Here is a 25,786-nt window from a genome sequence, read left to right on the forward strand (position 1 = left end):
AAAGCATGCCCGCTGGACCGGCAGAATCTTCCGATTTTGTCGTAACTGCTGAAGCTTCTGAAATTGAATGCGGGGGAGATTGGGAAGAGGATATCTATCTTTCCATAGATGACGGGGAAGATGTTGCTGCCGAGTTGGCAGCTCTGGAAGAGGATGCTCTGCCATCTGAGGACGATATACTTTCAGCTGGGGAAGAATTATTGCCCGGAGAAGAAGATTTAACGTCAGCGGCAGAAGAGATTGATCACTCTGATCAAGATGTGCTGGCAATTGACGAAGATGTCTTGTTGTCTGAAGAAGTTCCATTCGATGGGAAAACTGAAGCGGAAACACTGAACCTTGCTGAAGAAGAATTTTCAGCAGTGGATGTGGTCCTTGATGAGCCGGAAATGGAGCTTTCGGCAGAAATCTGCGAAGTTGTTGATGATGCTGAATCCCTGTCACTGGAGCTTGCAGAGGAGCTTGGAGAACCTGAAGAACTGCATGGTGTATCTGATGCTGGAAACCTGCTTGAGCTGGACTCGACCGGTCTCACGGAGCACGAGCATCTTGTTCTGCTGCCGGAAGAAGCCGAAGATCTGCCCGAGCTTTCTTTGTTGGATATTGAGGATGAGCTGCCAGATGGCGAACAAGACAAATTTGGCATCGACATTTCCAAAGGAATCGATCAGCTTTTCGACGAATTCGAGGAGTCTCTTACCCTGGCGGAAGAACCGGCTGTCAGCGTCAAAGCTGCTAAATATTCATGGGACGGGATGCTGACTGAAGCGGATGAACAGACCAATCAGGGAGATGCTGAAACCCATTTCGATCTCGGCATTGCATATAAGGAAATGGGGCTTTATGATGATGCCATTGGGGAGTTCAGGCGTGCTTCTGCCAGCCCCAAAAGAAAGTTGGACTGCGCTTCCCTCCAGGCTGCCTGCTATCGGGAGAAAAATGATTTTGAACAGGCTGAAAAGATGCTGCTTGAGGCGATGTCACTGGAAGAGGCAACTGACGAAGATATGCTCGGACTTAAGTATGAGCTGGCCTTGCTTTGTGAAACATCTGGTCGGTCCAGCGAAGCTCTTGATATTTACAAAGAAGTGAAAAAAGTTAACCCGGATTTTCCCGGAGTGGCTTTGAAGATAGCTTCATTGGAGGGAGGACCGGATTCCCTTGAGCTGATGGAGCTTGACTATGAAGAACTTGAAGAGTTGGTGGAAACTCCGGAATCAGGAAGCCAATAAATTCAAGGGAGCAACCAGACGGATGGGGGCGAGAAAAAAATCGCCATTGTAGGTCTCGGGCAGGGGGGGAAGAGATCCGGCGCCTGCCAGAGCCTTCAGTACCGCCTTGTCATAACCTGTATTACCCGAACTGTGCACAAGCTCTTTTGCAACGATAGTCCCATCTCTGGCGATGACGATATTCATCACCACCTCCTTGATTCCCATCCTGTCGATGTCTTTATCAAGCCACCACTTCTCGTTGATGTTCTGCAGTAACTCAAAGTAGTATGCCTGTATGTCCTCTCGGAGGGTTTCTCCATCACCGAGGCTGCGGAAATAACCCCGCGTTGCCCCCAGCCCGACTGAAACCTGTTGTATGGCACTGGCGCTGCCGGATGCCTGCAGGTTCTTCTCTATTTTTTCCTGCATGTAGCTCAGCTCAGACGGGTCAGAAATCGCTCTCGCGGGTATCTGTTGGGGAATGGCAGAGTGTGTATCTCTGAAAACAGAAGCGGATGCTTCAGGGCTGGCTGCAGGATAAGACATGGTCATATCCAGGAAAGCGATGTTTTTTTCCCCGACCCTGCCGTATTTGCTGCCTGTCAAGCCTGCAAAAACTGTCAGGTGCAAGAGAATAGACAGGACAACCGTCAGGCGGAAAGCTTGATGCCTGCGGGGCTGAAGGATGGAGGCATTACCTCCAGTGCCTGAGCCATTGGTTTTGACCCTCCATGGTTATTGCTGAAAAACTTGGAAAATATAGCAGATTCAATGCAAAATTGACAACTGCAAAGAAAAAAAGGCCACCATCGGGGGGCGGCCTTTTTTGCAGAGATCGATGTAGCTTCTGTTATGAATTCTGGGCGTCAACCACGGCGATGGCAGCCATGTTGAGAATATCGGTTACATCATCGCCCCGCTGCAACACATGTACCGGCTTGTCCATTCCCATGAGTATGGGACCGATTGCTTCAGCTCCCCCCAGTCGGTGAAGGAGTTTATAACAGATATTCCCGGAGTTCAGGTCGGGGAATATGAGAACATTTGCCGGACCCTTGAGGGCGCTGAACTGGTAGTTTTCAAGCAGTTCAGGAACTACAGCAGTATCGGCCTGCATTTCACCTTCGATTTCAAGGCCGGGAACCTTCTCTTTGACGATCTCCACTGCCTTTTTTACCTTAAGGGCATCGGGATGCTGAACCGAGCCGAAGTTGGAAAAGGAGAGCATGGCCAGTTTAGGCTCAATGTCCAACATGCGCACTTTATCTGCGGCCAGAATGGCGGTTTCAGCCAATTCTTCCGCATTTGGATCAATTTCCACGGTGGTGTCGGACATGAAGAATATGCCTTTCTTGAATACCATCATGTAGAGGCCATGGACGCTGCTAAGCCCGGGCTGCTTACCGATGACTTCAAGGGCAGGCCTGATTGTTTCCGGATAATGGGTATCGATTCCGGAAAGAAGTGTGTCGGCATCACCCATCCTTACCATCATACAGCCGAAGTGGGTGCGGGATTTTCTTCTCATGATGCGGCGTGCTTCCGAAAGGGTCAAACCTTTACGCTGACGCAGCCGGTAAAGTTCCTGGGCATAGCTTTCGGTCTTCTCATATTCATCGGGATCGATGATAGTAAGGCCATTTGAATCTATGTTCATCTCTTCCATTTTTTGCAGAATCTTCGAACGGTTGCCTATCAAAAGAGGTGAGGCAATACCCTCCTCCACCACAAGCTGCGCCGCCCTGAGTATTTTTTCGTTGTCACCTTCAGGGAAGGCGATACGTTTTGGATCGCACTTCGCCTTGTTGATGATCATGCGCAGTGTTTCCTTGGCTTTTCCCTGCAGGATTCCAGATGTTCGACATATTTATCCATATCAGGTATGGGCTGCCTGGCAACGCCTGAATCCATGGCCGCTTTTGCAACGGCCGGGGCGACTCGTAGCAGTGCTCTTGGGTCGAATGGTTTGGGAATGATATAGTCACGACCGAAGGCAAACTTGACATTGCCATAAGCTCGGCAGACAGAATCCGGGCACTCCTCTCTTGCCAGATCGGCGAGAGCCGCAACGGCAGCCTTTTTCATCTCTTCATTGATGGTGGTGGCCCTCACATCCAGGGCGCCACGAAAGATGAAAGGGAAGCCGAGAACGTTATTTACCTGGTTGGGATAGTCGGATCGGCCGGTGGCGATGATGATGTCTCCACGCACGGCATGAGCTTCTTCGGGGGTTATTTCCGGGTCGGGATTGGCCATGGCGAAAATAATAGGATTAGTGGCCATTTTGCGTACCATTTCGGGGGTAAATGCCCCTTTGGACGAAAGACCGAAAAGGACGTCGGCACCACTGGCCGCCTCTTCAAGAGTGCGAAGAGAGGTATCGACGGCAAATCTTTCTTTATATTTATTCATCCCTTCGGTACGACCTTTATAAATAATACCTTTTGTGTCGCACATGATCAGGTTTTCCCGCCTGACTCCAAGGGAAATGGCCAGGTTTGCACAGGCGTTGGCGGAAGCACCGGCGCCATTGACGACAATTTTTATATCCTCGATCTTTTTATTCACCAATGTAAGAGCGTTGATCAGTGCCGCCGATGAAATGATCGCTGTGCCATGCTGATCATCGTGGAAAACCGGTATGTTCATCGTTTTTTTCAGCTCTTCTTCGATGTAAAAACATTCCGGCGCCTTTATATCCTCCAGATTTATGCCGCCGAAAGTCGGTTCCAGAAGTTGACAGACCTTGATCACTTCTTCTGGATTTTCCGAATTGATCTCCAGGTCGAAAACATCTATGTCGGCGAAACGCTTGAAAAGAACGCCTTTCCCTTCCATAACCGGCTTGCCGGCAAGTGCGCCAATGTTGCCGAGACCAAGGACGGCGGTTCCATTTGAGATTACGGCGACCAGATTGCCCTTGGCAGTGTATTTGAAGGCGTCTTCAGGGTTCTTTTCTATTTCGAGACAGGGTTCAGCGACCCCCGGTGAGTAAGCCAGAGAAAGATCACGTGACGTGAGACAGGGTTTTGAAGAAATGACTTCTATTTTTCCTTTGCGACCGGTGGAATGGTACTCCAATGCATCCATTTTTTTTGTCATACGGCCCTCCCTTGGTGGCTATCCTTTTACTTTAATTTAAAATTTGCCTTCTCTAAAATTCTAACATAGTTTTAGAAAAACGTTGTGTGGCCAGCAGCTGCCTACATTAAGCACTTTACTTATTAGTTGTCAAGAATTTAATATAGGTAAAATATAAAATGATTTTATTGGAACGAAATAGTAATGGCAAAGATTGTAAAATCAAGGTATTTAGTAATAATTCAAATGATTACATTCAAGGACGGTGACATATGGAACGGCTTTGGGCTCCATGGCGCATGGAATACATTGAAAATTCAAAGTCTGAGGGGTGCGTGTTGTGCATTGGACCTGACGAAGCCATTGACCGCGACAGGCTCGTACTCTACCGAACCAAACTGTCACTGGTCATGCTGAACAGGTACCCATATACAAATGGTCATCTCATGGTTGCCCCGTTGCGACATACGGCCGATATGAATTCTCTGAGTGACGAAGAGATGCTTGACCTGTTCAAGGTGTTACAACTGTCTCGCAACGTTGTGGAAAAGGAGGCATCACCCAGGGCTACAACATGGGGCTCAACCTGGGGCACGCAGCCGGCGCCGGGATTGACGATCATCTTCACATTCACCTGGTCCCCAGGTGGAACGGTGACACCAACTTTATGACGGTGATATCTGATTTGCGGGTAATGCCGGAAAACCTCCTGACCACCTATGACAGGCTGCTGGCAGGATTTACTGCGGCCGGAAAGGTCGAATTATGACAAAAGAAAAGGTCTGCATTGCCATTGATGTGGGTGGGACAAATCTAAGGTTTTGCCTGGTTGATCAAGCAGGGAAACTTTTATTCAGAGAGCGCCAATCGACGGAAATAAACAGGGGACGGGACGACTTTCTTGCCCGTCTTTACTCAAGCATTGATTATCTGAAAAAAAAAGGCACGGCTGAAGGTTGGCAGGTTGTTGGCATCGGCGTCGGGGTCCCAGGCTTGATTTCCAATGAGGGGCTGGTGTACTCCTCGGTTAACCTGCAGCCACTGGAGGGACTCAACCTCCGCCAGCTGATTTGCCAAGCCACTGGGCTGCCGACGATCGTTGTCAACGATGCCAATGCCTGGGCATGGGGCGAGAAGTGTTTTGGCGCCGGCAAAGGCATGGCATCCTTCCTCATGCTCACACTTGGCACAGGCGTTGGTAGTGGCCTGGTGCTGAATGATAGACTGTGGACGGGAGTTGACGGCGTGGCTGCTGAATTTGGTCATGCAACAGTTGAACCTGAAGGCAGGCTGTGCCGGTGTGGCAACCACGGCTGCCTGGAACAGTATTCATCGGCAAGCGCCATAGTGTCAGCCACTATGGATGCATTGCATCGGGGGGGCAGCAGCTGTCTTACCCACATCCCCCCCGCGGAAATTACCAGCGCCATCATCGCCGAGGCGGCCGCTAAAGGAGATTCACTGGCCCGGTCTATATTCGAGCAGGCGGGTCGTTATCTTGGTATTGCCTCGGCTTTGGTGGCAAATCTTTTGAACCTGGACGGCATCATTCTTGGGGGCGGGGTGGCGGCAAGCTTTGACCTGATTGCCGAACCCATGCGCCGGGAGATTGCTGCCAGAGCTTTTCCCATTCCGGCACGGAGACTTAAAGTAATCAAAAGTGAGCTGGGTGATGATGCCGGCATTCTCGGCGCCGCAGCAATGGCAATGGCTTCCATTTAATGCATGCTATTCAGGAGGAGCATCCATGAAAAAACGGATCGGCGTACTTACCGGCGGTGGAGACTGTCCGGGGCTTAATGCGGTCATCAGAGGCGTCGTTAAAGCAGCCATTATTCAACACGGCTGGGAAGTAGTCGGTATTGAAGACGGTTTCGACGGATTGCTGACCGGCAGATGCCGTCAGTTATCCATCGATGATGTGCGCGGTATCCTCCCCCGTGGAGGGACCATTCTCGGAACTTCAAACAGGGGTAATCCCTTCGCCCGTCCGGTTGAAAAGGGGGGCAAGATCGAATACGTTGATTCTTCCGATGAAGTTGTTGAACGAATAAAATCTCTTGGCATAGGGGCGCTGGTCGTTATCGGCGGTGAAGGCTCCCTTAAGATTGCAGTGGATTTGATGAACAAGGGCGTGCCCATTGTCGGCGTACCGAAAACCATCGATAATGACCTCATGGAAACGGATGTGACCTTCGGTTACAATACTGCCCTTGAAACGGCAACCGATGCACTGGACAAGCTGCATTCCACTGCAGAGAGCCATCACCGGGTGATGATCATGGAGGTCATGGGAAGATATGCCGGCTGGATTGCTTTGGAATCAGGTATAGCCGGAGGTGCGGATGTCATCCTCATACCTGAAATCCCTTTCGATATCCGGAAGATCTGCCTGGCCATAGAAAAAAGGCGCAACAACGGCAGCCGTTTCAGTATTATCGTGGCAGCTGAAGGGGCCTTTCCTGCGGGGGGCTTGCGAGTTGTAAAAAACAACGCCGATGCTACTCATGCCATTGAGCGTTTGGGCGGCGTCGGAGAATTCGTGGCCAAAGAGCTAGCCGCGAACCTGGACATGGATGTGCGGGTTATGGTGCTCGGTCACCTGCAGCGCGGCGGATCACCATCCACCTTTGACAGGTGTCTGGGAAGCCGTTTCGGAGTCAAGGCTGTGGAACTTGTTGACCGGAATGAGTTCGGCACGATGGTATGTCTCAAAGGAAGGGATATTGGCAATGTAGCCATTGAAAAGGCGATCAAACAGCTCAAAGTTGTGGATCCCGATTGTGAAATGGTAAAATCCGCTGCAAATTTGGGAATAATGCTTGGCAGGTGATGATTAACAATTGACAATAGCCGATCAAGTACCCTAAACTGCTGTGGAATTCTTTGAACCCTGGCTATGGCATTGTTTTGGAGGGTGCAGCTTTAATGGACAAAATCAAGCGAAGCAGGCTATACGCCTTTTTAGGGTTTATTCTCGGTGTCGGTGCACCAATAGGTTGGACTGCCATCCGCCTTATTTTTCTGCGTGACAAAGAGGCATCTCTTCTTTCCCAGATCGTCACCGATGTTGTTAAAAGCAATTACCATTTTGCTCTTTATCTGTATATGGGGATCGGCACGGCGCTCGTCCTGGCAGTGGTAGGATTTTTCATAGGCAAGGCCGGTGATGAACTCCATGAAAGGGCGGTGGAACTGGATGTCCTGCATAAGGAGGTGGCTTCTCAAAAGGAAATTTTCGAGAACCGCTACAAAGTCCTTGACAACAACATTAAAAATTTTCACCACATTAGCAGCCGGATTCAGAAAACCATAAACATTCAGGAAGTTCTTTCTCTGTGCGCCGAAGGATTACACGACATTCTGGGTTATGACCGTGTCAATCTTCTTATGGTCGATGAGGAAAGAAAGGAACTCCGTTTTGCTGCGGCAACAGGTTCCGATAATTTCGACCGTACCAATGTTTCCTTGCCTCTTGATGGCAGGAGTGGTGTCATATTCAAATGTTTTTCCGAAAAGAAACTTTTTTTGGTCGATGACATTACCAAGTATCCATCCGATTTTCACCTCAAATCCCCTTACGATACCATTCATCCCCTGCGGTCGCGTAGCTTCGTTCTCTGTCCCATTGTTGTCAAAGGCGAATCCTGGGGTGTTTTCGGCATCGATAACAGGTTCAGCCAACGGACCCTGAATGATACGGATTCCGACACCATCAAACTTTTTGCCGATCAGGCGGCCTCCGCCATCACCCGGATAAACCTCCTGCAGGCCATCGATACCCTGACGCTGCAACTGGGCAAGACTTTCTCCGAGCTTCTCAATAATCGGGATACCTGTTCCCGTAATGTAAATCGTCTCAAGGCTTCTGCTGGGACAATAGCCGATAGCGCCACCCACATTTCATCTGCGTCTGAAAGCGTTTTGGCTTCCGTGGACGAAACAAGCGCCGCTGTAACAGAAATATCGGTTGCCACTGAACAGATTACGAAAAACCTGGATTTTCTCGCTGAAAGTGTGGACAAATCCGTTTCGGCAATGGAGGAAATTTCCAGAACGATCAAGCAGGTGGAATCCAATACCGTTGTTTCCCACAACGTCTCAAGTCAGGTCAAGGCTCATAGCGACAAGGTAAGAGTTGTCGTTTCCGAAACAATCACCTCTCTGGCTGAGATACAAAAGGCTGTAGATCTGTCCTACGAAGGGATTAAACGCCTGAGTGAGAACAGCAGCCGAATCGACAACATAGTAAGTGTCATCAATGAAATTACGAAACGGACGAATCTCCTGGCGTTGAATGCCTCGATTATTGCTGCCCAGGCTGGAGATTACGGCAAAAGTTTCGGCGTAGTAGCCGATGAAATAAGGAACCTTTCGCTGCAGACCGGTCAATCCACGGGAGAAATTACCTCTATTATCGAAGAGATCATGGAAGAATCGCGCATCGCGGCCGGTAATGTGACCATGACCAAGGAGCTGGTACAGAAAGGGGTCAAGCTGGGGAAAGAGACGGGTGCTGCATTGGGCATGATTGAGGACAGTTCCAAACGTGCCATGGAGATGACCGAGCAGATCAAGATTGCCACCGAAGAACAGGCACAGAGCGTCCAGCTGGTTACCCGCTCCATTGAAGATGTGAGCACCATGACCTCACAGATATTCACTGCCTCCAAGGAGCAGGCGAAGGCAACAAGAAATATCGGCAAGGCCATCGCATCCATTAAAGAAATGACAGAAGAGATGGTTACAGCAACGGTAAAACAGGCTTCTGAAGGAAGCGAAATCAAAACATCGGTGGATGCCGTGGGGGGACTGATAGTTGGCGTCTTCGACGACCTGGAAAAGAGGCAGGAGGACAGCCGTGCAGTAGTGAGCGAGTTGGAAGTAATCAAGTCCATAGCCAGCTGAGCCGGGGAAACCGCATTTTTCAAACACTGTTAAAAAATGGTAGACTTTAATTCGGTATTCTGGTACTAATATTGACAATTACAGTGGGATGGGCCGTAACATTTGTACGGATCCGACAAATCTCCTCTCTGACAACGAACATATCGCCAGGATTCAACAGAACCGGGACGGGAGGCAATAGCTGAAAAAGAGATAACTTTCTCTTTTAGATTTATACCAGCGCCCCCTTAGCCAGTGGGCGCTTTTTTATGGAGAAACCATTGAAGAAAGCCACGACCATACTTGATATCCAGAAAATGAAAGCAGAGGGCGAGAAGATATCGATGCTCACCTGCTACGATTATCCGACCGCAAGAATAATGGATGAATGCGGCATCGACATGATCCTTATCGGTGACTCTGTTGGTGTAGTCTATGCGGGTTATGACAATACTCTTCCAGTGACTATGGAAGATATGATCTACCACACCCGGGCAGTGGTAAGAGCTCAGCCGAAGGCGCTGGTGGTGGCGGATATGCCGTTTCTTTCCTACCAGATCGACATGGTATCAGCCAGGCTGAACGCTGGTCGTCTGATAAAAGAGGGAGGGGCAGCCGCGGTAAAGATCGAGGGAGGGGTGAATGTGGCCCCGGTAATTGAAGCCATCACCTCCATGGATATCCCGGTAGTGGCGCACATTGGACTTACTCCCCAGTCTCTGCACCGTATGGGAGGCTACCGCGTTCAGGGAAGAAACAATGAACAGGCGGAAAAACTCCTTGCCGATGCCCGCGCTGTAGAGTCAGCCGCGCCTTTGCCGTTGTCCTGGAAGGTATTCCGACGGCACTGGCTGCCAAAATCACCAGCGAATCGGGCATTCCGACGATAGGAATCGGTGCCGGACCGTCCTGTGACGGCCAGGTATTGGTGATACACGATATCCTCGGCCTTTGTGAAAAATATGCCCCGAAATTCGTCAAGCGCTACGCCGACCTGAAGCCTGTCATAGCTCAAGCCATATCGAGCTATATTCAGGAGGTAAAAGAAGGTGCGTTCCCGACGGAAGGAAACTCATTCAACTGATGAAAATCATTCAATGTATAGACGAAATGCAGAGTATTGCACAGACTGCCAGGGTGAACGGCAAGCGGATTGCCCTGGTCCCCACCATGGGCTACCTTCATCAGGGACATGCTTCTCTTATGGTGGAAGGGCAAAAACGTGCCGATCTGCTGGTGGCCAGCATCTTTGTTAATCCCACCCAATTCGGCGTGGGAGAGGATTTTGACAGCTATCCACGGGATATGGAAAACGACATGCGGGTTGCAGAATCAGCCGGAGTGGATTTGATCTTTGCTCCCAGGGCTGCGGATATGTATCCCGTCGATTACCAGACCTATGTAAACGTGGAAAAGTTGACATTGCCACTGTGCGGAGCAAACCGGCCCGGTCACTTCCGCGGCGTGACTACGGTGGTGGCCAAGTTCTTCAACATCGTATCACCGCATGTGGCGTTGTTTGGTCAGAAGGACTATCAGCAATTGGCAGTGATCAGGCAGATGGTCGCCGACCTTAATATGCCCGTTGAGGTGATCGGCATGCCCATCGTCCGTGAAGCGGATGGTCTGGCAATGAGTTCCCGCAACTCTTACCTGTCGCCGGCGGAACGTGTAAGCGCCCTCTGTTTGTCCAATTCCCTGAATGCGGTAAGAACTGCCTTCTGCAAAGGAGAACGATCAGTTGCAGCTCTCAAAAACCTTGTTCTCGATACGATCAGCAAGGAGAGATGTGCGGCAATTGATTATGTGGAATTTCGCCATGGTTTGAACCTGGCGGCAGTGGATACGGCAGATGAACAGACAGTGGTAGCATTGGCTGTTAAAATTGGAAAGACACGGCTCATCGACAACAGGGTTTTAGGGGAGGAATAACAATGGGCAGAAAGATGCTCAAGAGCAAAATTCACCGGGCTACAGTTACCGGTGCCGATCTTCATTACGAGGGAAGCATCACCATCGATAAGGATCTCATGGAAGCGGCGGACATCATTCCTTATGAGGCAGTCTGCATCTGGAATGTGAACAACGGCAGCCGTTTCGAGACCTATGCCATCGAAGGGGAGAGAGGGTCCGGGGTTATTTGCATCAACGGTGCTGCCGCCCGCATGGTTGCTCCAAAGGACTTGGTCATCATTGCCAGCTTCGTAAATATTGACAACAAGGAAGCTCTTCAGCATGAGCCCAAACTGGTGTTTGTTGACGAACAGAACAGGATGCTCGCTTCCCGCAAGGAGGTTGCAGGTCAGGGAACACTGAAGAAGGTCGCCTGGTAGGGCAGCAATAAACTTTGCCTTTCAGAGGGTGCCATGAGAATCTTTGCCGCTTCAACCGTAATGCCCATATCTTCCTCTCCCATTGCACATGGGGGCATACTGGTGGAAAATGGCCGAATCAGGGACGTGGGGCCGGTCGAGCGTCTCCGATCCGATTATGACGCTCCAGTTACAGATTTTCCCCAGTGTGTCATCATGCCAGGTCTGGTGAATGCCCATACCCATCTGGAGCTGACCCATTTCCCTTCATGGAAACTGCGCAAGGATCTGGACTATTCGCCGCGTACTTATGTGGACTGGGTAATTCAGGTGATAAAGATCAAGCGCAGTCTGCAGCCCGAAGAACTTGAACTATCCCTGAAGGAAGGACTGCGCAAATCTCTGGAATCGGGTACCGTTGCCTCAGCCGATATTCTCACTGATCGGCGACTTTTGCCCATATACGACGAAACACCGACTAAAAATATCGTCTTTCTTGAGGCTATCGGCCAGGAACCTGCTCTATGTGCTGAGCTGAAGGAAAAGTTGAAAGTTGTTATCCGATCAGGTCACACCCGTTTCGGCATATCGCCTCACGCACCACACACCCTGTCACCTTCTTTTTTCAGGGAAATCAAGGAACTTGCAACCAGCTTTTCCTTACCGATAATGACACACCTGTCCGAGTCATCTGAAGAAGCCTCATTCATGCATGATTCGACAGGCAGGATTGCCGAATTGCTCTATCCCCATATACATTGGGAAGCTTACCTGCCGAAGCCTCAAAGGACTACGTCTACGGCATACCTCGATTCCCTTGGCGTTCTGGATCAATCCACCATTGCCGTCCACTGTGTTCACGTCACGCCTGCCGATGGAGAGATACTGAAAAAACGAGGAGTAAATGTTGTTATCTGTCCGCGCAGCAATGACAGACTTACCGTGGGTAAAGCGCCGCTAAATCTGTTCAAGAAGCTGGACATACCCATGGCGATCGGTACCGACTCCCTTGCCAGCAATGATTCCCTTTCGCTTTGGGATGAGATGCGTTTTATCCTCAATGAGTTCCCCGGTGTTTTTCGGCACGATGAACTTTTGGCTATGGCAACACTTGGCGGAGCCAAAGTCCTGGGGATCGACGAGGAATTCGGTTCCCTTGAACAGGGCAAGCGGGCCGATTTCCTTGTACTGGAAGTTGAGAATTCAATGGTGGAAAAGAATCTGCACCGCCTGATCATTGAGGAAGCCCGGATAGATCAAGTCTACATCTCCGGCAATCATGTAAATTGAGAGGAAATGTCATGTCATGTTTTCGCAGCCTGATGTCAGCCCTGATTGTCCTTGTCGTTTTGTCCTTTACTCATGTTGCGTCGGCCAAAGTCTTGCGCACCTACCAAGGAAAGCTTAACATCAACACTGCTTCAGCCGCGGATTTTGCGAGACTGCCGGGAGTAGGTGATGTTATCGGTTTTCACATGGTCAAGGAAAGGGAGCAACGGGGCCGTTTTTCAGCAATTAGTGACATTACCTCGGTAAAAGGCATTAAGCCGCGGATATATGAGGTCATAAAAGGCCACCTGACAATGTCGGGGGAGAACAACCTGCAGGTCCGCATCGACCTCAACACCATCACCAAACCAATTCTTCTCGGACTCCCAGGCATGACAGCCGGAGAAGCGCGTTCAATCATCAATTTCCGCAAGAGCAGGCCGTTTACTTCAGTTGAAGACCTACTGCTGGTGCCAGGTATCAATCAGAAACGGATGCGCGAGCTCTCTGAATGGCTGACGGTGGTTAAAGCTCAAAGAAGATAAATTCTGTCCTTTTTCCTTGCACTATTTGCTGGATTTGCTACCATAGCCTCATGTCAGAAAAGTTGATCTGTAATAATAAAAAAGCCTATCATGATTATTTCATCGAGGAAAAATTCGAGGCAGGCATGGTGCTCAAGGGAACCGAAGTTAAATCCCTGCGCAATGGCAAGGCCAACCTCAACGATTCTTTTGCCTTGATCAAGAATGGCGAAGCATTTCTGCACAATCTTCATATCTCTCCATACGATTTCGGCAACCGGGAGAATCACGACCCAGACCGGATGCGCAAGCTGCTTCTCCACAAAAAGGAAATAGGCAAGCTTTTCGGCAAGATCAGGGAACAGGGATATTCGGTGGTCCCACTCCGGTTATACTTCAAAACCGGCTTGGTAAAGGTTGAGCTGGGTATGGCCAAAGGCAAGAAGCTCTACGACAAACGAGAGGACATGAAGAAAAAGGATATGCGCCGCGACGTGGCGGTGGCACTTAAAGAGCGAAATAAATAGAAGTAGATGAAAGACGAGAAACGGCAGTTTTGAGTCGAGATCAAGGAAGCTGAGAAGAAAGGCGGAGACGTGGCCCGGCGCCACGTCGCACAACAAACGACGAAGCTGACGCTGGTAGCGGCCAAAAATGGTGAAAACAAAAGAATAAGAAACGACAGTTTTGAGTCGATAACAAGGAAGCTGAGAAGAGAGGCGGAGACGTGGCCTGGCGCCACGTCGCACAACGAACGACGAAGCTGACGCTGGTAGCGGCCAAAAATGGCGTTTCATCTGGGGGTGTAAAGGTTTCGACGGGGGTAATAAGCAAAGGTCGCATGCCGAGGTCCGGGTGGCTCGTAAAACAATCCGGGACGCATTAAGCGCCGATAATTACGATTACGCTTTAGCAGCTTAATAACCTGCTAACGATCTACCTTCCCTCTCCCATGGGGCAGGATAGATCGTCATTTCAGTGGGATAGCCGAGGGAAATGCCTGTGGTCCCGAAGCGAAATTGAAACAGGATCGAACCTGAGAAATCCCGGCCAGTGGAGTTCCCAGGGGCTAAAACAAAAACTGGTATAAGCATGTAGACGCCTTTCGTGTACGATCTTCGGACGCGGGTTCGATTCCCGCCACCTCCACCATTTAAAGGTCCAGCAAGGACCGGAGAAGTACAAGAAGCCCTGAGAAATCGGGGCTTTTTGTTTATTTATTGTCCGGACTAATCCAGAAAAGTTCATTGACATCCAATCGTTTTGGAGGTATTTCTACCTGCAATGTACCTCCAAAGAATTTCGAATACCTCCAAAACGACGGAGATGCCCATGCCTAAAAGGATTGTACCTCTTACCGAGATTCAAGTACGGAACGCAAAACCTAAGGCGCAGGACTATAAGCTGATGGATGGATTTGGCTTATACCTGTTGGTGACGCCGACGGGGGGAAAGCTGTGGCGGTTTGATTATCGCTACCATACGAAGAGAAAGCTGATTGCATTTGGAGCATATCCAGCAGTCAGTTTGGCTGATGCCCGGCAGCGACGTGATGAAGCTAAAAAACTCCTGGCCAATGATGTTGATCCTGGTGAGATTAAAAAAGCTAAAAAAGCCGCTGTTGTAGCTGAAACTGAAAATGCATTTGAGGTAGTGGCCAGAGAGTGGCACAAAAAATTCTCCTATACATGGTCCTCGACCCATGCGGATACTACATTGAGACGGCTTGAGGCTGACGTTTTTCCGGTACTTGGTGTACGGCCTATACATGAAATCAAGGCCCCTGAAGTGCTGGCAATGCTTCGCCGGATAGAATCGAGGGGGGCTCTTGAAACGGCTCATCGGGTTAGAACGGTTTGCGGGCAAGTGTTGCGCTATGCAGTGGCCACAGGACGCGCAGAAAGGGATTGCACGGGCGATCTCAAGGGCGCGTTAACTCCGTACAAGAAAGGGCACCTTGCAGCCATTACAGATCCGAAAGAGGTCGCTCCGCTTCTGCGTGCTATGGATGGTTATCAAGGGTCCTTCGTGGTTAAATGCGCTTTGCAGTTGGCACCGCTTTTCTTTGTCCGTCCAGGGGAGCTTAGGCAAGCCGAATGGAACGAAATTGACTTTGATGCTGCAGAGTGGAATATCCCCGCCGAGCGCATGAAGATGAAGGTTGCTCACCTTGTACCCCTGTCATCCCAGGCGATTTCTATACTTCGTGAACTTCATGTCTTGACCGGCAGGAGTCGCTATCTATTCCCCTGTCATCGGTCTTTCACACGCCCTATGAGTAATAACGCAATAAATGCAGCTTTAAGGCGTATGGGATTCGACAAGGACGAGATGACTGGCCACGGCTTCCGGGCAATGGCAAGGACAATTCTCGATGAAGTTTTGCAGATACGACCCGATTATATAGAACACCAGCTTGCTCATGCAGTGCGCGACCCAAATGGACGTGCATATAACCGCACGGCGCATTTGACTGAACGGAAAAGAATGATGCAGCTTTGGGCGGATTATCTTGACGGATTGAAGCAGGGCGCAAAGGTGATACCCCTGCGCCAAAAATGACCGAGATGTAGGCCTGAAAATGTATTGTAGCTTTCGACTTTTGACCGAATGGAGGGTCGAGAATGGAATATTCTACAAAAACAAAGCGGTTAAAAAAGGAGGCTGACGATGCAGAAATTAATTTATACAGACTAATGATAAGGCTAGGCAAATTGATCTCAGTTCGAGGAAAATCATTGCAATTCGAAGATATTGAGATGCAACAAGCTGCCTTTAATCTTATGGTGAAAGCTGACATTCACCACAAAATATCCCAAACTTATGACGAGTTAAAACCACTCTTGGCGGTTAGCGCCCCGATGCGGATTGTTCGGATGAAAAATATCATGACCTTATTGTGGGGACTATTAATAAAATAGTTAAACTTCGTGAAAAGGATCGAGCTACTATTATAACTTACTACATTAGACACAGGCTTCTCCGCTTGAGAAAGACAATACATATTTACAAAAAATATATTGATTCGGAATTAATAAAATATCAGAAGAAGAAAGTCACTACATCAAGGGGAGAGAAATTAGTTGGCCTCTCCAAGGAAGCAAGTTGTGTGACAGTCAAATTAAGAACAGTTAAACGACATTTACATGAGGTCGGTAACACTGAAAACATTTGGGATTTGACATTGTTTAATGCAATAAGAACTGCTAGCGAGGCGGAACAATTCTTAGAAGTATTACTATTTGAGTTATCAAGATTTAATACTAAGACAAAAGCGACTGAATTAGCTACAGATTCACGATATAGCGACCAGCGTTTACTGTTGGAGAAAGCAGCTAACGTTGCCCGGCATTTATGGGAAAATGACTCCAAGCTATTGCATCACCAAATGAAAAAGTATCTCGAAGAAGATTATCAGGACGAAAAAGGCTTACATCCATTTATCTATTTACCTAGGAAATCCTTTCTCAATGTTCTCAAGCAAGTAGCCAAAGAAATGAATCGTTATGATCTTATAGGCGGCCAAAAAAAATAAACGAATAACTTTTCCCCTGTACGCAGAGGTTAGCCTCTGCACGCAGCCCCTGACTAGGAAGACCAAAATGGATTTGTTAGGATTCCTCCAGACATGATAATCACGACTGGAGGTTTTATTATGAACAATCCACTCCCTGAAACCGGGTATCTCCGGCTCACCCAAATTCTAGGTAATCCAAAAGCAAATCCCCCTATTCCCCCGATAATTCCAATCTCTAAAAGTAGTTGGTGGGCTGGCGTTAAGTCCGGCCAATATCCTCGTCCTATCAAGCTCGGCCCCCGCATTACAGTATGGAAAGTTGCTGATATTTTAGAGCTTATTTCTCGGGAGCCGGCCTGATGGACTGGATAAAAGTCGTGTGTAATATCCTTGACCACCGCAAGATAAAGCTGATTCGCAAAGGACCTGAAGGCAACACCCTTGTCCTGCTCTGGCTCTTGATGATGACGGAAGCGGGTAAGTGTAACCGGGGGGGCTACCTCATGGTTTCTGATAGCCTGCCATATTCAGCGGAAACCCTTAGCATGCTAACAGATATTCCGTTGCCTACCGTCCAGCTAGGTATAAAAACTTTTACCGGCTTAAGCATGATCGACCAGCAGGACGGCGCGATCTATATCAAGAACTGGGGAAAATACCAGAGTGAGGAAAAGTTGGAAGCACGTCGCGAGAAGGATCGGGAGCGTAAACAGAGGCAACGCCAGAAAGAGCGGGCGAAAATTTTGGCTCTGGAAGGTGGCAATATGCAAGGTGACTGTCACGGCGGACAGTCACGTGACGTCACGCCTGAGAACAGACATGACAGAAAAGATTATGAGACAACAGAACATGTACGGTTCTTGTTCACCGGTACCCCCTTTTCAAGACTTTCAGAAACGGAATTACAGGATTTGGCTAAGCGGCATGGCTTTGAGCGGTTATTGCAGGCTGCCGATATTGCCGCTGAAACATGGCGAAGAAGCCGAGAAGAACTGCACAATCCCGGCGGCTACATCCAATCTCTTTGCGCATCCCTTGTAATACCAGAATGGTATGTACCTTTTGAAGACCGAAAAGTGAAGGCTGAAACTATACAGCAGCGCAAGGCTGCGAAAGAGGCAAAAGAGGCCGCTCTTAAGGCACATGAAGAAGCACAAATGGCGGCCCGTGACGCTTTATGGGCTTCACTGCCGGAAGAGAGGCAAGAGAAATATCTTGCCTCTGCACGCGCCAACTTACCGGAGGGACTAACACCGCCAATTGCTGTGTTGGCTATGGGCAAATTGCTTGCTTGGGAGGCAAGTCAATTATAAAAAAATCAGGTTGGCTCAGCATCAAAGGTATCGCCGGAAATGATAATTTATTTCCAGCGATACAGATAAGTGCTGCTTTGCCGGTCGCTGCTAATTGTTGCCAAAAGGTGAGGAGCGAGCCATGTTTTTCGCATGGCTAAAAACGGCTCGCTCCCCACTCGCTACGCTTGCAGGGAGGGGAAATGCAACATTGGATAACTCAACATAAACAAATCGGCAGGCCCAAGGCTGCCGAGGGTAAGAAGAAAATTTACAACCTCACAGTTCGGCTTTCCGATGCCGATCTAATGGAACTGGCCGATAAAGCGAGTAAGGCAGGATTGTCTTTTTCACGATTTTTGCGCGAGGCAGGTCTCGGTCGAGAATTGCCCCGGCCAGTGCCGCCGATCAATCTCCAAACTCACCAAGAATTGGGGAGAATAGGTTCTAACCTAAACCAACTTATCAAGCGCATCTATGAAGGATATTTCGAGGGGAATGCAATTGCCACGGCGCTGGAAGAGTTGACCCAAGTAATACGAGCCATCCGTAAGGAGCTGAGGGGACAATGATTGGCAAGCAGGTAAAGGGAAAAGGTTTCAGGGGCGTCCTCAATTATGTGTTGAATCCGGATAAGGGGATGCTGATTGGCGGCAACATGGACGGCCTGAGCGCCCGTGAACTCACCAAGGAGTTTGTCGAGACGCGGAGGCTCAACCCTGATCTAAAAAGGCCGGTTTACCACGTAAGCCTTTCCCTTTCTCCTGGTGAGCAATTGAACAATTTTGAATGGAATCAAGTAGCCGGCAGTTACCTGAACAGGATGGGGTTCAAGTTTTCGCAATATGTGGTGGCCCGCCATACCGACAAGGAGCATGACCATATTCATATTATCGCAAATCGCATCGGCCTGGATGGCAAGACGGTTTCTGACAGTCAGGACTATAAGCGAAGTGAGGCAGTGATAAGGGAAATCGAACGGGCATACGGTCTTCCAGCAGTCACTTCGAGCAGAAAAGCAGAGCGACGCGGCCTTACATCTGGTGAGCTGCGCCTTGCCCTGAAAATCCAGCAGCCGAGCATCAAGATGCAGCTTCAGGAAATTGTTGACCAGGAGCAGGGCACAGCCTGACCATGAGCAGTCTCGTAATGAAACTAGAAAAACGAGGGGTAAAAGTCATTCCGAACATGGCCGGAAACGGCAGAGTTTCGGGAATTAGTTTTGATCTTAATGGCGAGATAATGAAAGGTTCAGACCTTGGGAAAAGGTACACCTTTTTAGGCTTGCAGAAGCAGGGGATTCTCTACGATACCTTCAGTTTTTCAAAACCCCTCGATATTAATGAACAGCAGGAGCAGGGGAAAACTCTACATATCAGGCGATGAGGAGGAAAAGGTTATGAAACTTGGGGACGTAGCACGGGGACTGGTGCCAAAAGCAAATAATGTTGGTAGTTCACGGCCGGTTATGGGTGAAGAAGCCCGGAAAGAAACAACAGAAAGCGCTAAGGAAGTCATCCAGCGAGTAGACACCGAGGGCATCGTTGAAGTGACCGACGCAATCGAGAAACTGAATGGCTTAATCTACTGCTTTACCAACATGACCCAAAGGTTGGAGGTCGAGAAGCGAGAAATTTACCAAATTGCCAAAGAGGCTCAAAAGCAGAAGATTGAAACGGATAAATTGCTCTTTGACCTTAACCAAGCTACAAAGGTATTTCCCAAGATTGCCGGAGAAAGTATTCACGCCGCTGTTGGTGCCACGGCTCACTCTTTGGATGAATCTATTGATGGGCTTGTTGCGGAAGTCCGCCATGGTATTTCCCAGATATTCAGGAAGGAAGTTGAGACATTAAAACAAGCCTCTATCAAGGCAGCAAAAAGTGCTGACGACCTTGTTGATGCCAAGAAATTCATTGGCTGGCAATTTATCGGCATTAGCCTTTTGGTGGTAATTATTGCAACATTCTTGTCGGTAAAATATGTAACTCCCCAAATTCAGCCTTATGAGCCGACTGCGGAGGAACAAAAATATATCAAATATGGAAGGTTTCTCCAAAATGTATGGCCGAAGCTTTCAGCGAAGGCACAACAGGAACTAAAAGCAGCCGCTAAATCAGGAAATTGAACTTTTACGGGAGTACTTGCATGAAAGGCTGCCGCAATTGTATATATGGCGCATTAAGCGACCTTAAGGAGCCGTGTCGGAGCTGTTTCCGAGAGAATAGGTATTTGGATAACCTCTTTTCCAGGTGGAAACCTGCACAAAATCAAAAGAATTTGACTCCCACCTTCACTCTCTGGCCATGCTGAATCACATCTGCGCCGTTCCACGTTTCTGCCATTGCTTAAAATTAAAGCAATGAAGAGCCGGATGAAAAAAAATCGGGGGCGCAGTTTACTGCCAGTACAGTATCCCTAAAACTCCATATTACTCCTGCTTCGGCTTGATGATACCCGTGGTTGCAGCGGAAAGGTGCTGTCTTGTGGCATTTGACAACCATTACGTTCCATGTGTTGACGAAGATCCCGGTATTGGTCCGCAACTTTGTATATCTCACGTTCGCGCTGTAGCGGCTCATTCGTGCGCCAGAAGTCCAAGAAGTTTGACCTTACATCCTTCTGAAGCTCTTCATGCATGGCCTCACGGAGCTTTGCCTCCTCTGCGTCATAGTCGTACAGCATAACCCGTTGTCCCACGGGATCGAGTGTTAGGGAATCGAAGGCAACAAGGCGGGGGGCACTCCAGGTAAGACGAATATTTCCGTGGTCGGCTTCAGGGATAATATGATGATTCTTTAGGTATAGCCGCCGCTCGTTCAAGGACGCCTCAACCGTTTCGTCATCGACAACGAAAAGATTACCACTGTTCATGAAGAGAATATCCCCTTGATACATCCGGGGATTTTGAGTTTCAACGCTGCGGAATACCCAAACAAGAAGTCCTCCATCCTGAAGATAGAAATCTCGACGAGATACGGCTTCGTCAATCAACGTTGATGAAAGCTGCACCTCAAAGGCGATGCGGAGACCTCCCTCGAATTCCGCCTGAACGTCTGGCCTTCTACGTTGATTCGGATATTCCTTAGATTTCCAGCTTGTCTCTTCAAAAATCGTATCTGTCCGAAAACGCTTGTCCGCTTGCAAGCTCTCAACGATCATCTTCTTCATTTCAATATGAGCGTCGCTTTCTTTCGCTCCATCATACTTTGCTGCCCTTACATCTAGTGGGAGATCTTCTCGGGTTACGTACAGACATCGCCCGTCTTCAACAACATGGCGAAAGAAAAAGTTTTTCCTCCGGGAAGATGCCAGACGAACCATAACGCCACATACAGCACATACCCAAATAGGCTGCTTTCGATGCTGCGCTTCAATTAGAGATAACCGAGTTCGATGCCTCCAGGGTACATCTTGATGCGCCTTTGTCGCCAACTCATGAGCATCAAGGAAATCCCCTGTTTTTACGTCTCTTAGTTCCGGTATGCGGGGATTAATTACAGCACCCGGCAACGCATTTTCCTTCTTTCTCTTCCCAATTTTTCGTCGTTGCTGGTCGTTGCTAGTCATAAAGCACCCCCCACAATGAAACAACCATCTACCTTAAATAGGTTGATTAAGAGAAGTTTAAAATATTCAAGCGACATAATACGTCGTTGATGGATCATACCTTTGAGATCATATATTTGCAATATGCAAGGGAGAAGCGAAGAGCCTCTAAACTTCTTTTAGATAAATGGATTTTATGGTATCAGGTAATAGCTGCCAGCTCATGAGTGTCCGTTACGAAAAAAATTGTGAGGATAAAATGACATTTCCTGATCAAATTCATATTGAGAAAATTCGAGAAGCGCTTTGGAAACATCCAAAGCCTAAACAGGGAACAGCAGCCATAATGGTGGGAGCCGGATTTAGTAAAAATGCAGTCCCGGTATCGTTGTCTAGCCGCCCGATGCGACTTGGGCCAATCTTACCCAAAAATTATATGTTGCACTTTATTCTGGCGTAAAAGATGATTTATCATCAACAAGCGAAGCCTTAAGATTGGCTCAAGAGTATGAAGAAACTCATGGGCGATACGCACTCAATAAGTTCATTTTGGATTCGACACCTGACACTGATTATGAGCCAAGTCCTTTGCATAACAAGCTACTTAGATTGAGGTGGGCAGACATATTTACTACAAATTGGGATACTCTTCTAGAACGTGCCTGCCGGCAAGTGACGACTAAGCATTACAGTATTATTCGTACTACCACTGATATTGCTGGATCAAGTGCTTCACGGATTGTGAAGTTGCACGGAACTTTCCCTTCCAACATGCCTTTTATTTTTACAGAGGAGGACTACCGACGTTATCCACATGAATTTGCTCCATTCGTTAACTTCGTGCAGCAGTCGATGATGGAGAACGTTTTTTGTCTTATTGGGTTTTCTGGAGATGATCCTAACTTTCTCCATTGGTGTGGTTGGGTGCGTGACAATTTGGGTAAGACGGCTCCCAAAATATACTTAGTTGGTTTGCATGAGATGGCACAAGTAAAGCGCAGGGAACTGGAAAAACGGAACATTATACCGATTGACTTAGCGCTGATACCCGGTATTTCTGACTGGCCAAAGGATAAGCGTCATTATTGGGCATTGGAATGGTTCCTTGAGAATCTGGAGCAAGGGGAGAGGTGGAACAGGTCAGCTTGGCCCAAATCAAGGGTTGAAGACGCTACTAAGAAACCTGCTCACTTACGCAATATCACTCCTGTTGTTGAAGACTATCCAATAAAAGAGCCGTATTGTCAGGTCAATACAGGTCCAAAAGACCAAGTCTTGGAAGCACTAAGGCAAGCTATGCCGGTGTGGGAGCACAACAGGAGGCTGTATCCTGGGTGGATTATTGCTCCATTGGGAGTGAGGGAACAGATTTATCACAGGATAAGTGGTTGGTACTGGCCGGCAGTTCGGCACTTGTCAGACCTTAAACCGTGGGAGCGCCTATTCTGCTTGCGAGAGATTATTTGGAGGCTCGAAATCTGCCTTGTCCCATTTGACGATGCCATTTACAAGCATCTTTTACAAGCCATTGATGATATTGATCCTCTTAAGCAGGAATGTAAAGAAGGAGGAGAAATTGTTGATTGGGAAAGGGCAGATTGGCGAAAAGCTTTAGCTGCATATACGGAGCTGAGAATAGCGATACTGCGTGATCTTAGAGAGGATGGGAAATATGAGGAATTTGAAGAGCAAGCAAAGAACCTGGAGAACCTACTGGAACAACACGATGATGTGCGGCAAGTTCTGTGGCACCATAGGTCTCTGCTCGCCCTTGAGAAATTAGACTATGAGGCGGTGGAGTCAATTCTAAGGGAGTGGGACCCCCAGCATACTGACCACATATGGGCACTTCGCAAAGCAGCTGTCCTTGCAGAAATCAATCGCTCACAGGAAGCCCGGAGGCTGGCCTCTGATACCTTGGTGAGTATTAGGCAAGGTATGCGAAGCGACATCGAGGATATCGCGATGATGTCTCGTGAAGCCTGGTGCATGTTCTTTCTTCAAAATATCCAAGATGAAAAATCGAATGATCGCTGGAATGAATTAAAAGTACATAAATGTAACGCTAAGGAAATATTCGACTATTTCAAGACAGAACTTAGGGGAGAGCCCTCAAAACCCCAAGACGTTGTGGTTAAACGTCGATTTGACTTAGGTGCAAGGACGGCCAGCAGGCACTATTCCAATGATTGGATACATAGGCCTGCGTATCAATTTATACGCCTGACTGAAGTTGCTGGAATCCCGCCAAGAATCGAGCTGCCAGAAGGTGGTTTCTTGGATCTTGCAAATTATACTCTTGAGAGAGTGGCGTATTGGGTAAAGGATGTTGACCCGTTGCGGGCCATTAGAATCATTATCAGGGTATGTAGATATGATGGTGATGAAATAGTTGAGACAGTATTTCGACGTGAAACTATGGCGAGCATTGAAGAGGGAAAGGCTACTGAATTAGCTGATATATTAAAGGCAATAGTAGAATATAGCTCTGTCAGGGTAGCAACTCAGACCTATAAAGGAAGTCTTTGGATTGAAAAACTTCGGGCTACTATGGAGCTGCTGTCCAGGTTCATATTGCGGATTCCGGTAAATAGAGTGGAAGATGTTCTTGACCTTGCTATCCGGTTAAGCGAGCATGAAAGGATTCGCGGCCATCTATGGCTCGTAAAACCGCTGACGCGCCTTATTTCCCGAGCAGTTGAGGCAATACCGCCTGATCGTTGGGAACACATTTTCCTGCGCCTTCTACAACTTCCTACTACTGGATATGCAGAATTCGCTTTACAGGAACTATGGTGGCTTCAGAGGGATGTTGGAGACCTTTCTAAACAGCTGAAGGCACAACGGGCACAGAACTTAGAGGAATGGGCTAATACCATCAATAGACTTATAGCGGATGCCTCGACTAAAGACCGTTGGAGGGCAGTCTGGAGGCTGAAGCTTCTATACAAAGCGGAAATTCTTACGGAGGAAGAAGCGGGCAAATTTGCAAAAGCATTATGGCGAGAAGACCTTGTTGATGATAATGGACTTCCTGTTGGTACCGACCTCTATCCTGCTGCATTATTATCTCTTCCAGAGCCTGAACCTGGATTAGCTCAACAACGAATTAGAAAAGCCTACTTGTCGGCAGAAAAAGCTACCGGCATACCGTTGCAGGATTATTTCTGCGTAATGCGACAGCTTTTATTTGCAGGCAAAGGGGTCGACGAATTTTCCAGCGATGAAAAATTGTGTATAAAGGCTAAAATACTTCAATGGGCAGAAGAAACCGAAGAAAAGAAAGCTCATGTACTGTTCGATAGCTCAAGTCAGCCAGAGAAGATACAAATAATCGCTGGAGTGGCGGACGTCCTTCCTTATATAGATGTAGAGGAGTCAGAGTTAGATAAAATTCTTTTGCGGATCAAACTGTCCGAAGATAACGGCTATCCTTGCTTCCTGATATATCCTGCGCTAATTCTTAAAAGAAACTCTCTTTCGGAAGAATTAATCATTAAATTTACAGATGCGTTGGCTTCAGAAGAAGATTTATGCGATGCCGCTGTTTATGGTCTTTTGGCCTGGTGTCGGCTTGCCGAAAACGATCTTATAGACTTCCCACCTGATGATTTGCTTTCAGAAGTAGGTATAGCAATTTACGTACGGAAAAAGAACATGCTGTGGATAAGCTTGGGATTTGCGACCTGGTTATTTAAGAATAAAACTGAGGTTGCGAAGCGGTTGTTGTGCGACCGAGTCACACACGGGCTGAGGTACCTTTTGAAGGAGACGGAATATGGTCTGGGCCAGGGAAATCTCTCGGACCCAGGATTTGACATTCCATTAATCCGGAAGGAATGTGTAAGGCTTGTTTTGGCAATGAAAAATTCTGAGGTGAATAACGAGGTGATTGAAAAATGGCTGGAAGTGGCCCAAAATGATCCATTGCCAGAAGTCAGATATCTTCTTAGTTCATGGGACCTCTCGGAATGATTTGTAGGTGGACAGATGGCTAAAAGTGCCTTATTGAGGTAGTTTTAGGGGTATATGCAAAAATCAGATTACAAAAAACAATTAAATATTGTGTAGATAATAGATCTGTTGTATAGCCGCCACCCCAACCTTCGCCAAGGCTTCGGTTGGCAGGCCATAAGGCGTG

General features: G+C 48.2%; 22 protein-coding genes, 1 other RNA gene and 2 pseudogenes. 22 read left to right on the forward strand and 3 right to left on the reverse strand.

Annotated elements, in window-relative coordinates:
* The first annotated feature begins 134 nt into the window (after window positions 1–134).
* Complete coding sequence (locus tag JCM15764_RS08475; protein ID WP_243688610.1) at window positions 135–1,232, forward strand: tetratricopeptide repeat protein; 1,098 nt, start codon at window positions 135–137, stop codon at window positions 1,230–1,232.
* On the opposite strand, the gene JCM15764_RS08480 is transcribed toward JCM15764_RS08475, so the two are convergent.
* Together JCM15764_RS08480 and JCM15764_RS08485 are read right to left on the reverse strand one after the other, a co-directional pair.
* A complete protein-coding gene (locus tag JCM15764_RS08480; RefSeq protein ID WP_243688611.1) occupies window positions 1,218–1,643 on the reverse strand; it encodes an energy transducer TonB in 426 nt (141 codons plus the stop codon). The two genes, JCM15764_RS08475 and JCM15764_RS08480, sit on opposite strands and share 15 nt — an antisense overlap.
* A 421-nt stretch (window positions 1,644–2,064) precedes the next feature.
* Window positions 2,065–4,316, reverse strand: a pseudogene (locus JCM15764_RS08485) (NADP-dependent malic enzyme).
* A 314-nt stretch (window positions 4,317–4,630) separates the two neighbouring features.
* Here JCM15764_RS08485 and JCM15764_RS08490 point away from each other — a divergent pair.
* From JCM15764_RS08490 to JCM15764_RS08575, 20 genes and pseudogenes are all read left to right on the forward strand, one after another.
* Entirely contained in the window at window positions 4,631–4,966 is a 336-nt protein-coding gene (locus tag JCM15764_RS08490; protein WP_439645273.1) for an HIT domain-containing protein, read from the forward strand.
* A gap of 94 nt (window positions 4,967–5,060) precedes the next feature.
* On the forward strand, window positions 5,061–6,017 hold the full coding sequence (locus tag JCM15764_RS08495) for an ROK family protein (protein ID WP_054694637.1): 957 nt from the start codon (window positions 5,061–5,063) through the stop codon (window positions 6,015–6,017).
* Window positions 6,018–6,042: 25 nt separating this feature from the next.
* On the forward strand, window positions 6,043–7,128 hold the full coding sequence (locus JCM15764_RS08500) for a 6-phosphofructokinase (protein WP_054694640.1): 1,086 nt from the start codon (window positions 6,043–6,045) through the stop codon (window positions 7,126–7,128).
* 95 nt (window positions 7,129–7,223) lie between these two features.
* Window positions 7,224–9,203: a methyl-accepting chemotaxis protein gene (locus JCM15764_RS08505; RefSeq protein WP_243688612.1), complete on the forward strand. Its 1,980-nt coding sequence runs from the start codon at window positions 7,224–7,226 to the stop codon at window positions 9,201–9,203.
* Window positions 9,204–9,451: 248 nt separating this feature from the next.
* Window positions 9,452–10,266: pseudogene (gene panB, locus JCM15764_RS08510) on the forward strand (3-methyl-2-oxobutanoate hydroxymethyltransferase).
* Complete coding sequence (gene panC, locus JCM15764_RS08515) at window positions 10,266–11,114, forward strand: pantoate--beta-alanine ligase (protein ID WP_054694642.1); 849 nt, start codon at window positions 10,266–10,268, stop codon at window positions 11,112–11,114. The pseudogene panB and the gene panC overlap by 1 nt, the downstream one beginning before the upstream one ends.
* A gap of 2 nt (window positions 11,115–11,116) precedes the next feature.
* On the forward strand, window positions 11,117–11,515 hold the full coding sequence (gene panD / locus JCM15764_RS08520; protein ID WP_054694644.1) for an aspartate 1-decarboxylase: 399 nt from the start codon (window positions 11,117–11,119) through the stop codon (window positions 11,513–11,515).
* 33 nt (window positions 11,516–11,548) lie between these two features.
* Window positions 11,549–12,784 carry an amidohydrolase family protein gene (locus JCM15764_RS08525; RefSeq protein WP_054694647.1) on the forward strand — a complete coding sequence of 412 codons (1,236 nt, stop codon included), beginning with the start codon at window positions 11,549–11,551 and terminating at the stop codon, window positions 12,782–12,784.
* A gap of 11 nt (window positions 12,785–12,795) precedes the next feature.
* On the forward strand, window positions 12,796–13,308 hold the full coding sequence (locus tag JCM15764_RS08530) for a ComEA family DNA-binding protein (protein ID WP_054694650.1): 513 nt from the start codon (window positions 12,796–12,798) through the stop codon (window positions 13,306–13,308).
* Between the two features lie 50 nt (window positions 13,309–13,358).
* The gene (smpB, locus tag JCM15764_RS08535; RefSeq protein ID WP_054694653.1) at window positions 13,359–13,814 is read left to right on the forward strand and encodes an SsrA-binding protein SmpB; all 456 of its coding nucleotides are present in this window, start codon (window positions 13,359–13,361) and stop codon (window positions 13,812–13,814) included.
* Between the two features lie 272 nt (window positions 13,815–14,086).
* Window positions 14,087–14,439: a transfer-messenger RNA gene (ssrA, locus tag JCM15764_RS22490) on the forward strand.
* 180 nt (window positions 14,440–14,619) lie between these two features.
* The gene (locus JCM15764_RS08540; protein ID WP_054694656.1) at window positions 14,620–15,849 is read left to right on the forward strand and encodes a tyrosine-type recombinase/integrase; all 1,230 of its coding nucleotides are present in this window, start codon (window positions 14,620–14,622) and stop codon (window positions 15,847–15,849) included.
* A gap of 62 nt (window positions 15,850–15,911) precedes the next feature.
* Window positions 15,912–16,208, forward strand: a complete 297-nt coding sequence (locus tag JCM15764_RS08545) for a hypothetical protein (protein WP_054694659.1) — start codon at window positions 15,912–15,914, stop codon at window positions 16,206–16,208.
* A 65-nt stretch (window positions 16,209–16,273) separates the two neighbouring features.
* Window positions 16,274–16,822 (forward strand): hypothetical protein, encoded by a 549-nt coding sequence (locus JCM15764_RS08550; protein WP_054694662.1) that lies wholly within the window; start codon window positions 16,274–16,276, stop codon window positions 16,820–16,822.
* A gap of 120 nt (window positions 16,823–16,942) precedes the next feature.
* Window positions 16,943–17,164 (forward strand): helix-turn-helix transcriptional regulator, encoded by a 222-nt coding sequence (locus JCM15764_RS30600; RefSeq protein WP_243688613.1) that lies wholly within the window; start codon window positions 16,943–16,945, stop codon window positions 17,162–17,164.
* A complete protein-coding gene (locus JCM15764_RS08555; RefSeq protein ID WP_054694665.1) occupies window positions 17,164–18,117 on the forward strand; it encodes a phage replisome organizer N-terminal domain-containing protein in 954 nt (317 codons plus the stop codon). The genes JCM15764_RS30600 and JCM15764_RS08555 overlap by 1 nt, the downstream gene beginning before the upstream one ends.
* A 182-nt stretch (window positions 18,118–18,299) precedes the next feature.
* A complete protein-coding gene (locus JCM15764_RS08560) occupies window positions 18,300–18,668 on the forward strand; it encodes a plasmid mobilization protein (protein ID WP_054694668.1) in 369 nt (122 codons plus the stop codon).
* On the forward strand, window positions 18,665–19,228 hold the full coding sequence (locus JCM15764_RS08565; protein ID WP_054694671.1) for a relaxase/mobilization nuclease domain-containing protein: 564 nt from the start codon (window positions 18,665–18,667) through the stop codon (window positions 19,226–19,228). The genes JCM15764_RS08560 and JCM15764_RS08565 overlap by 4 nt, the downstream gene beginning before the upstream one ends.
* 17 nt (window positions 19,229–19,245) lie before the next feature.
* A complete protein-coding gene (locus JCM15764_RS08570; RefSeq protein WP_243688614.1) occupies window positions 19,246–19,482 on the forward strand; it encodes a hypothetical protein in 237 nt (78 codons plus the stop codon).
* Between the two features lie 13 nt (window positions 19,483–19,495).
* Window positions 19,496–20,224, forward strand: a complete 729-nt coding sequence (locus JCM15764_RS08575; RefSeq protein ID WP_054694677.1) for a hypothetical protein — start codon at window positions 19,496–19,498, stop codon at window positions 20,222–20,224.
* Window positions 20,225–20,514: 290 nt separating this feature from the next.
* Here the strand turns inward: JCM15764_RS08575 and JCM15764_RS08580 are convergent, their stop codons facing one another.
* Window positions 20,515–21,666, reverse strand: a complete 1,152-nt coding sequence (locus tag JCM15764_RS08580; protein WP_054694680.1) for a DUF6035 family protein — start codon at window positions 21,664–21,666, stop codon at window positions 20,515–20,517.
* 588 nt (window positions 21,667–22,254) lie between these two features.
* On the opposite strand from JCM15764_RS08580, the gene JCM15764_RS08590 reads away from it, so the two are divergent.
* A complete protein-coding gene (locus JCM15764_RS08590) occupies window positions 22,255–25,620 on the forward strand; it encodes an SIR2 family NAD-dependent protein deacylase (RefSeq protein WP_279384339.1) in 3,366 nt (1,121 codons plus the stop codon).
* Window positions 25,621–25,786: the final 166 nt, after the last annotated feature.

The organism is Geotalea toluenoxydans JCM 15764, assembly GCF_001311985.1.
Lineage (GTDB): Bacteria > Desulfobacterota > Desulfuromonadia > Geobacterales > Geobacteraceae > Geotalea > Geotalea toluenoxydans.

Coding starts and splice junctions, on each gene's coding strand:
- JCM15764_RS08580 (WP_054694680.1), bottom strand. CDS start 21,666: ATGACTAGCAACGACCAGCAACGACGAAAAATTGGGAAGAGAAAGAAG.
- JCM15764_RS08525 (WP_054694647.1), top strand. CDS start 11,549: ATGAGAATCTTTGCCGCTTCAACCGTAATGCCCATATCTTCCTCTCCC.
- JCM15764_RS08500 (WP_054694640.1), top strand. CDS start 6,043: ATGAAAAAACGGATCGGCGTACTTACCGGCGGTGGAGACTGTCCGGGG.
- JCM15764_RS08570 (WP_243688614.1), top strand. CDS start 19,246: ATGAAACTAGAAAAACGAGGGGTAAAAGTCATTCCGAACATGGCCGGA.
- JCM15764_RS08545 (WP_054694659.1), top strand. CDS start 15,912: ATGGAATATTCTACAAAAACAAAGCGGTTAAAAAAGGAGGCTGACGAT.
- panD (WP_054694644.1), top strand. CDS start 11,117: ATGGGCAGAAAGATGCTCAAGAGCAAAATTCACCGGGCTACAGTTACC.
- JCM15764_RS08575 (WP_054694677.1), top strand. CDS start 19,496: ATGAAACTTGGGGACGTAGCACGGGGACTGGTGCCAAAAGCAAATAAT.
- JCM15764_RS08480 (WP_243688611.1), bottom strand. CDS start 1,643: ATGCAGGAAAAAATAGAGAAGAACCTGCAGGCATCCGGCAGCGCCAGT.
- JCM15764_RS30600 (WP_243688613.1), top strand. CDS start 16,943: ATGAACAATCCACTCCCTGAAACCGGGTATCTCCGGCTCACCCAAATT.
- panC (WP_054694642.1), top strand. CDS start 10,266: ATGAAAATCATTCAATGTATAGACGAAATGCAGAGTATTGCACAGACT.
- JCM15764_RS08555 (WP_054694665.1), top strand. CDS start 17,164: ATGGACTGGATAAAAGTCGTGTGTAATATCCTTGACCACCGCAAGATA.
- smpB (WP_054694653.1), top strand. CDS start 13,359: ATGTCAGAAAAGTTGATCTGTAATAATAAAAAAGCCTATCATGATTAT.
- JCM15764_RS08530 (WP_054694650.1), top strand. CDS start 12,796: ATGTCATGTTTTCGCAGCCTGATGTCAGCCCTGATTGTCCTTGTCGTT.
- JCM15764_RS08560 (WP_054694668.1), top strand. CDS start 18,300: ATGCAACATTGGATAACTCAACATAAACAAATCGGCAGGCCCAAGGCT.
- JCM15764_RS08505 (WP_243688612.1), top strand. CDS start 7,224: ATGGACAAAATCAAGCGAAGCAGGCTATACGCCTTTTTAGGGTTTATT.
- JCM15764_RS08540 (WP_054694656.1), top strand. CDS start 14,620: ATGCCTAAAAGGATTGTACCTCTTACCGAGATTCAAGTACGGAACGCA.
- JCM15764_RS08565 (WP_054694671.1), top strand. CDS start 18,665: ATGATTGGCAAGCAGGTAAAGGGAAAAGGTTTCAGGGGCGTCCTCAAT.
- JCM15764_RS08495 (WP_054694637.1), top strand. CDS start 5,061: ATGACAAAAGAAAAGGTCTGCATTGCCATTGATGTGGGTGGGACAAAT.